Source organism: Lutibacter flavus, assembly GCF_900188355.1.
GTDB classification, from domain to species: Bacteria; Bacteroidota; Bacteroidia; order Flavobacteriales; family Flavobacteriaceae; genus Lutibacter; species Lutibacter flavus.
Genome location: NZ_FZNX01000001.1, coordinates 1,031,661 through 1,046,689, shown reverse-complemented (window position 1 = coordinate 1,046,689; position 15,029 = coordinate 1,031,661). Strand labels below are relative to the sequence as shown.

Below are 15,029 nucleotides of genomic sequence, written 5' to 3'. Positions count from 1 at the left end.
ATTATTTAAAAAAAATAAAAAAAATTATTTTCGTACAAGTACACACTTCAAACGTTTTAGTAAAACAATAAAAATATAAAGTGTAAAGTCACTCTTTTTTTGATGATAAATGTCATTTTTAAAGGGTTTTTATGATTTATTTTTGTCCTTTAAAATTGAAACAAATTTGAAATTAAATAGGAATTTTATGATAACTGAAAAATTGAAAAAAGGTATTTGGAACAACGCAATTAATTTAAGAGATTTTGTAACAAATAATGTTACTCCTTATCATGGAACTCATGATTTCTTGGTAGGGCCAAGTGAGAAAACTCAAAAATTATGGGAAATATGTAAAGAGGCAACTAAAGAGGAGAGAGAAAGAAATGGAGTTCGTTCAGTTGATACAGATACAATATCTACAGTTAGTGCTTTTAACGCTGGGTATATTGATAAAGAAAATGAAGTAATAGTTGGTTTGCAAACTGATGAATTATTAAAAAGAACAATGAAACCTTTCGGAGGATTTAAAGTTGTTCAACAAGCTTTGTCAGAACATGGTGTTCAACCAAATGAGGATTTAACAAACTTATTTTCAAAATATGTAAAATCACATAACGATGGTGTTTTTGATGCATATACTTCTGAAATTAAAAAATTCCGTTCATTAGGATTTTTAACAGGATTGCCAGATAATTACGCACGTGGAAGAATAATTGGTGATTATAGAAGAATTGCTTTATATGGTATAGATAAGTTAATAGAAGCTAAAAAAGCAGATCAGGAAGCTATAACTGGACCAATGAGTGATGCGGTAATTCGTTTACGCGAAGAAGTTGCAGAGCAAATTAAAGCATTAAAAGAGATGATTAAATTAGGGGAAATTTATAACCTTGATTTAAGTAGACCAGCTGAAAATGCACAAGAGGCTGTGCAGTGGACATATATGGCATATTTAGCCGCAGTAAAAGAACAAGATGGAGCAGCAATGTCTTTAGGGAATGTTTCAACATTTTTAGATATTTTTATTGAAGAAGATTTATCTAATGGAACTATTACTGAAGTTGAAGCACAGGAATATATTGACCAATTTGTAATGAAATTACGTATGGTACGTCATTTGCGTATGGCTGCTTACGATGAAATTTTTGCAGGAGATCCAACTTGGGTTACTGAAGCTATTGGAGGAATGTTTGAAGATGGGAGGACTAAAGTTACAAAAACTTCTTTCCGATTTTTACATACTTTATACAATTTAGGTGCTTCACCTGAACCTAATATGACTGTTTTATGGTCTGAAAGCCTGCCAGAAAACTTTAAAAACTACTGTGCAAAAGTATCAATTGATACGTCTTCAATTCAATTTGAAAATGATACATTAATGGTTGCAAGTCGTGGATCTGATGATTACGGAATTGCTTGTTGTGTTTCTTATCAGGAATTAGGAAAATCAATTCAATTTTTTGGAGCACGTACCAATTTAGCTAAAACATTATTATTGGCAGTAAATGCTGGTCGTTGTGAATTCACAGGAAAAGAAGTAGTAAGCGGAGTTCCTGCCTATACTGATGAGTATTTAGACTATGATAAAGTAATGGCTAACTTTAAAATAGCTATGAAAGAAGTGGCACGTGTGTATAACGATTCTATGAATATTATTCACTATATGCATGATAAATACTATTATGAAAAAGCTCAAATGGCTTTAATTGATACAAACCCAGGGGTTAACATTGCTTACGGAATTGCAGGTTTATCAATTGTTGCGGATTCACTTTCAGCCATTAAATATGCAAAAGTAAAGCCAATTAGAAATGAAGAAGGATTAACTGTAGATTTTAAAATTGAAGGAGAATTTCCTTGTTATGGAAATGATGATGATAGAGTTGATGTAATTGCAGCAAATGCTGTAGCAGATTTTAATAACGAGTTAAAACAATTACCTGTTTATAAAAATGCAACACCAACAATGTCTGTTTTAACAATTACTTCAAACGTTTCTTATGGTAAAAAAACAGGAGCAACACCAGATGGTAGAGCGTATGGAGTGGCATTTGCACCAGGAGCAAATCCAATGCACGGTCGTGATAAAAATGGAGCAATTGCATCTTTAAATTCAGTAGCAAAAATTAGCTACGAAGATTCTCAGGATGGTATTTCAAATACATTTTCAATTGTACCAAAATCATTAGGGGCTAATGAAACAGAAAGAATTGAAAATCTTACAGCTACAATTGATGGATATTTCTTAAATAATGCACAACATTTAAATGTAAATGTATTGGATAAAGAAACGTTAATTGATGCTATGGAACGTCCGGAAGAATATCCACAATTAACCATTCGTGTTTCTGGATACGCAGTTAACTTTGTTCGTTTAACAAGAGAACAACAATTAGAAGTGATTACGCGGTCTTTCCACGAATCAATGTAAACTAACATTTAGTGTGCAAAAAATTAGCTTTCTAGTTTTTTGCACACTTTAATACAAATACTAAAATTATCAAAACAACTTCAAACATATTAAGAGTACATTCTATTGAATCTTTTGGCACACATGATGGCCCTGGAATTCGATTGGTTGTTTTTTTACAAGGCTGTAAATTAAAATGTTTGTATTGCCATAATCCAGATACAATTGAAAATTCTGGAGGTATGGAATATGAGATTGAAGAATTGGTAAAAATGGCGATTCGAATGAAACCTTATTTTAGACAAATGGGTGGGGTTACTGTTTCTGGAGGCGAGCCATTATTACAAGCGAAAGAATTGATTCCTTTTTTTAAGCGATTAAAAGAAGAAGGTATTCATACAAATGTAGATACCAACGGTAGGGTTTTAAATAATTTCACTAAAGAATTGTTAGATGATTATGCAGATTTGGTAATGTTAGATATCAAACATATGACGGAAGAAGGTTATGAATATTTAACAGGAAGACGTTTAAAAGAAACAACCTTTAATTTTGCAGCATATAGAGAAGCTTCAGGAAAAAATATGTGGTTGCGTTATGTTTTAATTCCAGGAATTACGAATAAGCCAGAATTATTACACGCAATGGGTAAACATTTCAAAGACTATAAAACCATTGAAAAAATTGAGATTCAACCTTATCACAAACTTGGAATTCATAAATGGGAAGCATTAGGTTGGGAGTATAAATTGAAAGATGCTCGTGAAAACACACCTGAAGAGATAGCTGAAGCAAAAGAAATTTTAGAAAAATATTTTAAAGAAGTAAAAATTAATTAAAAAATGTTGTACAAAACAACAAATTAAAAATGATGAATACTCAAAAACTTAAAAACCGTTGGCTAATTGCTGCATCCGCAGTAGGAATCCATATTTCAATTGGATCCGTTTACGCATACTCGGTCATGACTAACCCTGTTTCAGAAATTTTTGGAGTAGATGGTAGTGTTATTAAATGGGCTTTTAAAATTGCTATTTTATTATTAGGATTGTCTGCAGCCTTTTTAGGAAGGTGGGTTGAAAAAGTTGGTCCAAAAATTAGTGGAACTACTGCTGGTATATTTTATGGAGTTGGAATTTTAGGCTCTGGATTGGCTGTTCAAATAGAGTCATTAACATTATTTTATCTATGCTATGGTGTAATTGGAGGTATAGGTTTAGGATTGGGTTACATCACACCAGTAAGTACATTGGTAAAATGGTTTCCAGACAGAAGAGGTTTGGCAACAGGTATGGCAATTATGGGGTTTGGATTTGCAGCCTTAATTTTTGGACCTGTGATGCAAAAATTATTCGATGCTGTTGGAGTTTCTACCGCATTTTATATTTTAGGAGTTATTTATATGGCACTAATTTTATCCTCAGCTAGGTATATTGAAAGACCACCTGAAGGTTATTTACCTGAAGGATTCAAGCCAGGAGAAGGGAAGAAGATTAAAGCTGATATTTCAAATATTGATGCGAATGCCTCGTTGAAAACATCTCGTTTTTACTATATATGGATTATGATGTTTATTAATATTGCTTGCGGAATTGCAATAATTGCCTCTGCAAGTCCAATGATGCAGGAAAAATTAAATTATACACCAATGCAGGCGGCAGCAATTGTTGGTTTAATAGGTGTGTTTAATGGTTTAGGACGTATTCTTTGGTCTAGTGCTTCAGATTATTTAGGAAGAGCAAATACATATATTATTTTCTTTGCTTTCCAAATTTTAGCCTTTTATTTCTTACCAAAAATATCTACAGAAATAACATTCTTAGTTGTTTTATTTACGGTAATAACAATGTACGGAGGTGGTTTTGCAACGTTGCCGGCATTTTTAGGAGACTTATTTGGAACAAAACAATTAGGTGCAATCCACGGAATGGTTTTAGCTGCCTGGGGATTAGCAGGAGTTGTTGGGCCAACAATTTACGATGTGGTTAAGGAGAGAACAGGTTCTTTAGATGATACTTTAGAAGTGTTTGCAGGTTTATTTGTAATTGCTTTAATTGTGTCAGTATTAATGAAACGATTGGTAACAAAAGCTTATAAAAAAAATGATAAAGATTTAAAATTAGCTACTGCAGCTTAGTTTATACTAAAATTTCTAAAAAATAAAAAATCCCCATTTCAAAATTGAAATGGGGATTTTTTTATACTATCTACCCAGCTAATTCTTGCTTTTAGCCAAGTTTTTAATAGGTTATTTTTTAATATTTATTATTTAAAAATCTATTGTATATTTAATAAATTCTAAAAATTTGTTTTATGATGTTTAAAAAATATTTAAAAATTTCTTTTATAGCCTTATTGGCAGTGTCTTTAATGATTGTTTCATGTAAAGATAATTCTAGTAAAAATGCAGAAAGTGCAGCCACTTTTTCTGTAGATTTTGAAAAGTATGAACTGGAAAATGGACTTGATGTAGTGCTGCATCAAGATAAAAGTGATCCAATTGTTTCTTTGGCCATACAATATGGGGTTGGTTCAAATAGAGAAAAAACAGGCAGAACAGGATTTGCACATTTATTTGAGCATATGTTATTTCAAGAATCTGAAAACGTTCCACAAGATCAGTTTTTTAAGAAAATTCAAGATGTAGGTGGAACCTTAAACGGTGGTACCTGGAAAGATGGTACCATTTATTATGAGGTTGTTCCAAACAACGCTCTTGAAACTGTACTATGGTTAGAAAGTGATCGTATGGGGTATTTAATAAATACGGTTACGGAATCTGCCTTTTACAACCAGCAGGAAGTAGTTCAAAATGAAAAAAGACAACGTGTAGACAACAATCCATACGGACATACAAATTGGGTGTTAGATAAAAACATTTATCCTGAAGGGCATCCTTATAATTGGCAAGTAATTGGAGAATTAGAAGACCTTCAAAATGCAACTGTTGAAGATGTAAAAGAATTTTATGACCGATTTTATGGACCAAATAATGCTACTTTAGTATTGGCTGGAGACTTTGAAACTGATGAAGCAAAAGCACTGGTTGAAAAATATTTTGGAGAAATAAAAAGAAGAAAAGAAGTAACTCCAATGGAGCCACAACCTGTTACTATTGCAGAAACAAAGCGTTTTTATCACGAAGATAATTTTGCAAATACAGCTCAGCTTCATATGGTTTGGCCAACATTACAACAGTATACAGATGATGCGTATGCCTTAGATTTTTTATCTGAAATCTTATCTAGTGGTAAAAAAGCACCACTTTATAAAGTACTCGTAAAAGAAAAAGAATTAACATCCAGAACTACAGCCTACAATAATTCTCAAGAATTGGCTGGAGAATTTCATATAATTATTACTGCGAATAATGGTAAGAGTTTAAAAGATGTTGAAAAAGGTATTTTTGAAGCATTTTCAATGTTCGAAACTGAAGGTTTTACAGATAAAGATGTGGAACGTATTAAAGCTGGTTTAGAAACTGGTTTTTATAATGGAATTAGTAGTGTTTTAGGAAAATCTTTTCAATTGGCACAATACAATGTATTTGCAGGAACACCTGAATTTATTGAACAAGATATAGAAAATATCAAAAAAGTAACTAAAGAAGATGTGTTACGTGTTTATAACACTTATTTAAAAGACAAACCTTTTGTTATGACAAGTTTTGTTCCTAAAGGACAATTGGAATTAATAACAGATAATTCAGTAAAAGCGGAAGTTGTAGAGGAGGAAATTAAAGAAAATGTAACTAAAACAGTTGAAGAAGTTAACGATGTTGTTATAAAAACGCCTTCAAACTTTGACAGATCTGTTGAGCCTTCGCAAGGGGTTACTCCTAAATTAAGTATTCCTGAAAGCTGGACAGCAACATTGGATAATGGAATCAAGGTATATGGAATTGAACAAAATGAAATTCCTACAGTTAATTTTAGCTTAGTTGTTGAAGGTGGTCATTTATTAGACGATAAATCTAAAAATGGAGTTGCAAATTTAATGACTGATATAATGATGGAAGGTACTGTTAACAAAACACCTTTAGAATTAGAGGAAGAAATTGAAATGTTAGGAGCAAATATTAATATGTACACTTCAAATGAAGCTATTGTAATTAGAGGTAATACTTTAGTTAGAAACTTTGATAAAACGATGGCTTTGGTAGAGGAAATTTTATTAGAACCTCGTTGGGATGAAGAAGAATTTGCACGTATTAAAACTAGTACCATAAATCAGATTAAAAGATCAGATGCAAACCCTAATGCAGTTGCACGACGTGTTTATAATAAAGTTTTATATGGTGAAGATCATATTTTTAGTTATCCAACAAGTGGTACTGTTGCATCTGTTGAGGCAATAACAATTGACGATTTAAAAGATTTTTATAATAAGAATTTTTCCCCTTCTATAAGTACTTTTCATATAGTGGGAAAAATAAATAAAAATGAAAGTTTAAAAAACCTGGAAAGTTTAGCTAAGCGTTGGAAAGAAAAAGAAGTAACTATTCCAACCTATCCAATAGCAAATAACAGGGATAAGTCTTCTCTATATTTTGTAGATATTCCAAATTCTAAGCAATCGGTTATTAATATTGGTTATATAGCACTTCCAAGAACTGATAAGGAATTTTATGCTGCGGAAGTTATGAATTATAAACTGGGAGGTTCTTTCTCAGGAAATGTAAACCTAATTCTACGTGAAGAAAAAGGGTATACTTACGGAGCAAGAACCAATTTTAGCGGATCAAAAACTCCAGGTACTTTTACCGCATCTTCAAGTGTTAGAACAAATACAACTGGAGAATCTGTACAAATTTTTAAAGATCAAATCGCAAAGTATAAAGAGGGGATTAGTGAAGAGGATTTGCAATTCACTAAAAATTCGTTGATAAAATCTAATGCACGTCGTTTTGAAACTCAGTTTTCATTATTAGGAATGTTACAAGAAATGAGTACTTATAATTTGGCTCCAAATTATATTGAAGGAGAAGAGGCTATTGTTAATAATATGACGTTAGGACAACATAAAGAATTGGCTAATAAATATTTAGATGAATCTAAAATGATGTATTTAGTAGTTGGTGACGCTGCAACACAATTCGCTCAGTTTAAAACTATGGGATTTGATGAAGTTAAACTTATAAACAAAGAAGGAGAAGAGGTTGAGTTAGAAAAAGTAAAACAATAACAATAGTTTATACTATTTTATTAAAAAAGGGATCCAATTGGATCCCTTTTTTTGTGCTATAAAGTAATAATATAATTTACTAGATTTTTTCTATCCATTTTCGGGCATTCACAAATGCTTCAGCCCAAGGAGAAACTTCATCTTTTCTTTCTTCAGGATAATCTGCCCAGTTCCATTGAAAAATAGAACGTTCAATATGTGGCATCATAACTAAATGACGACCATCTTTAGAGCTCATCATTGCTGTATTATAATCTGAACCATTAGGATTTGCAGGATATGTATTATACCCATATTTAGCAACAATATTGTATGCTGATTCTTCCATAGGTAAGTTGAATTTACCTTCACCGTGTGAAATCCAAACTCCTAAAGTGCTTCCAGTTAAGCTAGATAACATTACAGAATTATTTTCCTGAATAGTTACCGAAGTAAAATTACTTTCGTGCTTATGAGAATCATTATGCAATAATTTACCATGAACTTCATGTTCTGGATTAATTTCTTCTAATTCCATAAATAATTGACAACCATTACAAATACCAACTGATAGCGTATCTTCTCTTTTAAAGAAGTTTTGTAAAGCGGTATTTGCCTTCTCGTTGTATAAAAATGCTCCGGCCCAACCTTTAGCAGAACCTAAAACATCCGAATTAGAGAAACCTCCAACAGCACCAACAAACTGAATGTCTTCTAAATTTTCACGACCACTAATTAAATCGGTCATATGCACATCTTTTACATCAAAACCGGCTAAGTACATTGCATTTGCCATTTCACGCTCAGAATTTGATCCTTTTTCACGAATAATAGCTGCTTTTGGTCTTGGTTTGCTACCATCAACAATTGGAGTTTTTCCGGTAAAATGTGTTGGAAAAGTATATTTTAATGGCTGAATTTTATAGTTATCAAACCTATCTTTAGCCAAACCGTTTGCAGTTTGTTTGTTATCTAACAAATAAGAAGTTTTATACCAAACGTCTCTGTATTTAGAAATGTCTAATTTGCAAGGTCCGAAGTCTAATGTTTCCTCAGTTGTTACATTTCCTAGTTTGTAAAAAGACACATTATTTTTGTTTAATTTACTCTCTAGAACTTCATCTTCTTTGGCTTGGAAAACGATTCCAATATTTTCAGCAAACAAATATTTTATGATGTCTTTTTCTTCAAAAACAGAGAAATCAATTTTAGCACCTAAATTAGTATCAGCAAAACACATTTCTAATAGGGTAGTAATTAAACCACCACTTCCAATATCGTGCCCTGCAAGAATGTTCTCTTCTAAAATTAATTCTTGAATTGTATTAAATGCTTTTTTGAAAAATTTAGCATCTTTAATTGTTGGAGCTTCTTTTCCAATTTTATTTAAAGTTTGAGCAAAAGAAGAACCTCCCAATTTAAATTCATCTTGCGAAAGATTGATATAATAGATAGATCCACCATCTTTTTGTAAAACAGGCTCTACAACTTTTTTAATATCTGTACAATTTCCAGCTGCTGAAATAATAACCGTTCCAGGTGCAATTACTTCCTCATTTGGATATTTTTGTTTCATTGAAAGCGAATCTTTTCCGGTTGGAATGTTGATTCCTAATTCAATCGCAAAATCAGAACAACTTTTAACAGCTTTGTATAAACGTGCATCTTCACCTTCATTTTTACAAGGCCACATCCAGTTTGCCGATAAAGACAATCCATCTAAACCATCTTTTATTGGAGCCCAAACAATGTTTGATAAAGATTCTGCAATAGCAGTTCTGCTTCCTATGGCTGGATCTATTAATGCAGCGATTGGTGAATGACCTATAGAAGTTGCAATACCTTCTTTACCATTAAAATCTAGTGCCATAACACCACAATTGTTTAATGGTAATTGTAATGGTCCTGCACATTGTTGTTTAGCAACTTTACCACCAACACAACGGTCTACTTTATTAGTTAACCAATCTTTACAAGCAACAGCTTCTAATTGAAGTACTTCTTCTAAATAGATGGAAATATTTTTTACTGAATATTCTAAATCTTGATAATTATATGTAACAGTTTTATCTGTCATAATTGTTTTTGGAGAGCTTCCAAACATATCATCTAATTCTAAATCCATTGGTTTTTCTCCGGTAGATTTAGATTTAAAAGTAAAGCGATTATTGTTAGTTACTTCACCAACTTCATAATATGGTGAACGTTCTCTATCTGCAATTCTATGTAAGTATTCGGCATCTTTTTCCCCAATAACCAATCCCATCCGTTCCTGGGATTCGTTACCAATAATTTCTTTAGCAGACAGCGTAGGGTCACCAACAGGTAATTTATCCAAATCAATTAAACCTCCAGTATCTTCAACTAGTTCAGATAAACAGTTTAAATGTCCGCCAGCACCGTGATCGTGGATAGAAACAATAGTGTTTACATCACTTTCTACCATACCACGAATTGCATTGGCTGCTCTTTTTTGCATTTCAGGATTTGAACGTTGTACTGCGTTTAATTCAATACCACTTTCAAAAGCACCTGTATCAGATGAGGATACCGCAGCACCACCCATTCCAATTCTATAATTATCACCCCCTAAAATCACAATTTTATCGTGTTCTTTTGGGGTATCTTTTAAGGCTTGATCTTCTTTTCCAAATCCAATACCACCAGCTTGCATAATCACTTTATCATAGCCTATTTTACGAGCTTTTGTCATACTGAGCTTGTCGAAGTGCTCTTCATGTTCAAAAGTTAATACTGAACCTGTTATTAAAGGTTGTCCAAATTTATTTCCAAAATCGGATGCACCGTTAGATGCTTTTATTAAAATATCCATTGGAGTTTGGTACAACCATTTACGTTCTTCCATACCTTTTTCCCAAGGCCTGTTTTCTAATAAACGAGAATATGCAGTCATATAAACCGCAGTTCCTGCTAATGGTAATGATCCTTTTCCACCAGCTAAACGGTCTCTAATTTCACCACCTGAACCTGTTGCAGCACCATTAAATGGTTCAACCGTTGTTGGAAAGTTATGTGTTTCAGCTTTTAATGAAATAACTGATTTAAAATCTTTCTTTTCATAAAAATCGGGTTTGTCAGCAGATTTTGGTGCAAATTGTTCAACAGTTGGGCCTTTTACAAAAGCAACATTGTCTTTATATGCCGAAACAATTCCGTTCGGATGTTGTTTAGAAGTTTCTTTAATTAATTTAAATAATGATGAAGGCATTTCTTCTCCATCAATTATAAAAGTTCCATTAAATATTTTATGACGACAGTGTTCTGAATTAACTTGCGAAAACCCAAATACTTCGGAGTCTGTTAATTTTCTTCCAATTTTAGTGCTTAAATTATTTAAGTATTCAACTTCATCATCACTAAGAGAAAGTCCTTCTTGCTGATTGTAATCCGCAATATTGTCAACATTTAAAATAGCTTCCGGTTGAATATGAATATCAAAAATATCCTGATGTAAACTTTCAAACTTTTGAAAAATCATTGGATCAAAATTTTCCTTTTCGTTTGAAGCAGAAAATTCTTCAATTCTAATGATTCCTTCAATACCCATATTCTGGGTGATTTCTACAGCATTTGTGCTCCAGGGGGTAATCATAGCTGCACGAGGCCCAATAAAAAAAGCATCAATTGATGCCTCATCTAGTTTATTTTGATTGCCAAATAGCCAGTTTAATTTTTGAGTAGTTTCTTGCGAAAGTTCTTTTGACGTTTGTACAGCAAATATTTTACTGTTTATGTTTCCAAAGAAATGAATCATATATTGATTTTTAGAGTGTTGTTAGAAAGCGCAAATTTAACTAAAATATTAGAAACAAATAATTTACTTTCTAAAGAACTTAACCACTTATTAAGGAGTTTTAAACAATAGGATAAAATTGTTAAATAGTTAACAATTCATTATTTTTTGTAATTATTATTAAAAACAATGAATGCTATTTTAAACAATTTTATATATTTGCATTATAAATAAAGAAAAAAATGAATTCAATTCAATTACATCATCATCATTTTCATACTGGCAGTCAGGCGAGATAAAGATGTATTGAATAAATTTAAGATATATTATAAACCCGTTTGATAAATTCAAGCGGGTTTTTTATTTAACTCTTTTTTATTTATCAAACACATTAAATTAAAAAATGAATAAAATTAAAATTGCAGTTCAAAAATCAGGAAGATTGAATGAAGATTCTCTTCGATTATTAAAAGATTGTGGAATTTCTATAGATAATGGAAAAGACCAGTTAAAAGCATCAGCGAGTAATTTTCCATTGGAAGTTTTATATTTACGAAATGGTGATATTCCACAATATTTAAGAGATGGTGTGGTTGATATTGCTATAATTGGTGAAAATGTTCTTATAGAAAAAGGAGATGATATAAACATTGCAGAACGTTTAGGGTTTTCTAAATGTAGAGTGTCACTTGCAGTTCCTAAAGGAATTAAATATAACAGTATTCAAGATTTGGACGGAATGCGTATTGCAACTTCATATCCAAATACAGTTATAAATTACTTCAAAAAATTTAATGTAACTCCAGATATTCACTTAATTAACGGTTCTGTTGAAATTGCTCCAAATATTGGTTTGGCGGATGCAATTTGTGACATTGTATCTAGTGGAAGTACCTTGTTTAAAAATAACTTAAAAGAGGTTGAAAAAATGTTAACAAGTGAAGCTGTATTAGCAGTTTCTCCAAATATTTCTTCAGAAAATCAAATAATATTAGATAAATTACAATTTAGAATTCAAGCAGTTTTAAAAGGTAGAAAATCAAAATACGTTTTAATGAATGCTCCAAATGATAAAATTGAGAGTATTATTAAATTGTTGCCAGGTATGAGAAGTCCAACAGTATTACCATTGGCTGAACCTGGTTGGAGCTCAATACACACGGTTGTAGAAAAAGATTCTTTTTGGGAAGTAGTAGATATATTAAAAGCAAATGGGGCAGAAGGTTTATTAGTAGTCCCAATTGAAAAAATGGTATTGTAAAATGAAAACAAGTATAAATCCACCAAAAAATGAATGGTTAGCATTGTTGGAAAGACCAACACAAACTATTGAATCTATTGAAGAAACTGTAACTGCAATTTTTGATGATGTTAAACGTAACGGAAATGATGGAATTAAACGGTACACTTCTATTTTTGATGGTGTTGAATTAGATGAATTATTTGTTTCAGAAGAAGAAATAATTGAAGCGGAAAAATTAGTTTCAAATGAACTGAAAGACGCTATCGCCATTGCAAAAAGAAATATTGAAAATTTTCATGCTGCTCAAAAAACTGATAAAGTTGCTATAGAAACAACTGAAGGTGTTGAATGCTGGCAAGAAAAAAGACCAATTCAAAAAGTAGGATTGTACATTCCGGGAGGAACAGCTCCACTGTTTTCATCAGTGCTAATGTTAGCAATTCCAGCTCAAATAGCAGGTTGCAAAGAGATTGTTTTAACAACTCCACCAAACAAAAGAGGAAAAGTGAATCCGGCAATTATTTATGCTGCACAACAATGTGGTGTAACTAAAATTGTTAAAGTTGGTGGCATTCAGGCAATTGCAGGGCTGACTTTTGGTACTGAAACAATTCCTCAAGTTTATAAAATTTTCGGACCAGGAAATCAATTTGTAACCATTGCAAAGCAGTTAGCAACAAAATACGGTGTAGCTATTGATATGCCTGCAGGACCAAGTGAATTGTTGGTAGTTGCTGATGAAGCTGCAAATGCAAGTTTTGTGGCTTCAGATTTATTAAGTCAGGCAGAACATGGCTCAGATAGTCAAGTTATTTTAGTTTCAACTTCAAAAGAAAAATTGCAAGAGGTTGAAGATGAAATTTACATTCAAATTGAAGATTTGTCAAGAAAAAATATTGCAAAAAAAGCGATTGATAATTCAAAACTTATTTTTGTTGAAACTAAAGAAATTGCATTGGATTTAATTAATGAGTACGGGCCAGAACACTTTATTGTTTGCACTAATGATAATGATTTTTATGTTGATGGTATTGAAAATGCAGGTTCAGTGTTTATCGGAAATTACACACCAGAAAGTGCTGGAGATTATGCTTCAGGAACCAATCATACGTTACCAACTAACGGTTACACCAAAGCGTATTCAGGGGTTAATTTAGATTCATTTTTAAAAGCTATTTCTTTTCAAAAAATATCAGAAAAAGGGATTCAGAATATTGGAAAATCAATTGAAGTATTGGCAGAAGCAGAAGGGTTAGATGCTCATAAAAATGCCGTTACCTTACGTTTAAATAGTTTAAAGTAGTTGTCATTACGAATTGTCACACTGAGCCTGCCTGTCGGCAGACAGGCTTGTAGAAGTGTAGTTTAGAAAACACGTAATGTGAAATATTAATAAATAAGACTTTGAAAACAAGTTCAAGGTTAAACAAATGAAAAATAAATTCAATTTAGAAAATATTGTTCGGGAAAATATTAAATCTTTAAAGCCGTATTCATCTGCAAGGGATGAATTTAAAGAATTCACTACAGATATGGTTTTTTTAGATGCAAATGAGAATCCGTTCGAAAATGGTGTAAACCGTTATCCGGATCCCCAACAAACCTCTGTAAAAAAAGAGTTGTTAGCACTGAAAAAAGTACCTGTAAATCAAATTTTACTAGGAAACGGAAGTGATGAAGTATTGGATTTAATTTTTAGAGCTTTTTGTGAACCAAAAACAGATAATATAATTACGCTTCCGCCTACATATGGAATGTATAAAGTGCTGGCTAACATAAATAATATAGAGGAAAGAGAGGTTTTATTGACTCAAAAATTTGAACCAAATATTAGTGCTGTTTTAGAAAAAGTAGATGTGAATTCTAAAATTTTGTTTTTGTGTTCACCAAATAATCCAACAGGTAATTCTTTTTCCGAAGAAAGTGTTGAAACATTATTAAATTCTTTCAATGGATTAGTAGTTATTGATGAGGCCTATATTGATTTTTCTTCGCAAAAGAGTTGGTTGGAAAGATTGGAGGAATTTCCAAATTTAATAATTACTCAAACCTTATCGAAAGCCTATGGAATGGCAGGAATTAGATTGGGGATTTGCTATGCTTCCAAAGAAATTATAGCAATTTTAAATAAAATAAAACCACCTTATAACGTAAATGAATTAACCCAACAAAAAGCATTAAAAAGGTTATTAAATAAGAATAAGGTTCAACATGAAATTAGTAAAATTTTAGAGCAGCGAGAAAAGTTGATTGAGAAATTAAAAACAATTTCATTTGTTGAAGAAATTTATCCTACCGATGCAAATTTTGTATTAGTTAGAGTTGATAATGCGGGTAAAAAATATGCTGATTTAATTAAAAAAGGGATTGTTATTAGAAATAGAACAACGCAACCGTTATGTGAAAATACACTACGTTTAACAGTTGGTACAAAAAGTGAAAATATTAAGTTGATTAAAGCATTAAAAGATATTTAA

8 protein-coding genes are annotated in these 15,029 nt (G+C 31.7%); 7 read left to right on the top strand and 1 reads right to left on the bottom strand.

Features of this window, described 5'->3' with window-relative positions; translation table 11 throughout:
* Positions 1-187: 187 nt before the first annotated feature.
* The 4 genes from pflB to CHB63_RS04570 all read left to right on the top strand — a co-directional run bounded on the left by pflB (position 188) and on the right by CHB63_RS04570 (position 7,576).
* Complete coding sequence (pflB, locus tag CHB63_RS04585) at positions 188-2,413, top strand: formate C-acetyltransferase (protein ID WP_089377590.1); 2,226 nt, start codon at positions 188-190, stop codon at positions 2,411-2,413.
* A 65-nt stretch (positions 2,414-2,478) separates the two neighbouring features.
* Complete coding sequence (pflA, locus tag CHB63_RS04580; RefSeq protein ID WP_317043594.1) at positions 2,479-3,231, top strand: pyruvate formate-lyase-activating protein; 753 nt, start codon at positions 2,479-2,481, stop codon at positions 3,229-3,231.
* Between the two features lie 29 nt (positions 3,232-3,260).
* Positions 3,261-4,529: an L-lactate MFS transporter gene (locus tag CHB63_RS04575; protein ID WP_245856772.1), complete on the top strand. Its 1,269-nt coding sequence runs from the start codon at positions 3,261-3,263 to the stop codon at positions 4,527-4,529.
* A gap of 179 nt (positions 4,530-4,708) precedes the next feature.
* Positions 4,709-7,576, top strand: coding sequence for a M16 family metallopeptidase (locus CHB63_RS04570; protein WP_089377589.1), 2,868 nt, complete (start codon positions 4,709-4,711; stop codon positions 7,574-7,576).
* 79 nt (positions 7,577-7,655) lie between these two features.
* On the opposite strand, the gene purL is transcribed toward CHB63_RS04570, so the two are convergent.
* Positions 7,656-11,330 (bottom strand): phosphoribosylformylglycinamidine synthase, encoded by a 3,675-nt coding sequence (gene purL / locus CHB63_RS04565; RefSeq protein ID WP_089377220.1) that lies wholly within the window; start codon positions 11,328-11,330, stop codon positions 7,656-7,658.
* Between the two features lie 382 nt (positions 11,331-11,712).
* Here purL and hisG point away from each other — a divergent pair, with 382 nt between their 5' ends.
* From hisG to hisC, 3 genes are all read left to right on the top strand, one after another.
* Positions 11,713-12,570: an ATP phosphoribosyltransferase gene (gene hisG / locus CHB63_RS04560; protein WP_089377219.1), complete on the top strand. Its 858-nt coding sequence runs from the start codon at positions 11,713-11,715 to the stop codon at positions 12,568-12,570.
* Position 12,571: 1 nt separating this feature from the next.
* Entirely contained in the window at positions 12,572-13,855 is a 1,284-nt protein-coding gene (gene hisD / locus CHB63_RS04555; RefSeq protein WP_089377218.1) for a histidinol dehydrogenase, read from the top strand.
* Between the two features lie 127 nt (positions 13,856-13,982).
* A complete protein-coding gene (hisC, locus tag CHB63_RS04550; protein WP_089377217.1) occupies positions 13,983-15,029 on the top strand; it encodes a histidinol-phosphate transaminase in 1,047 nt (348 codons plus the stop codon).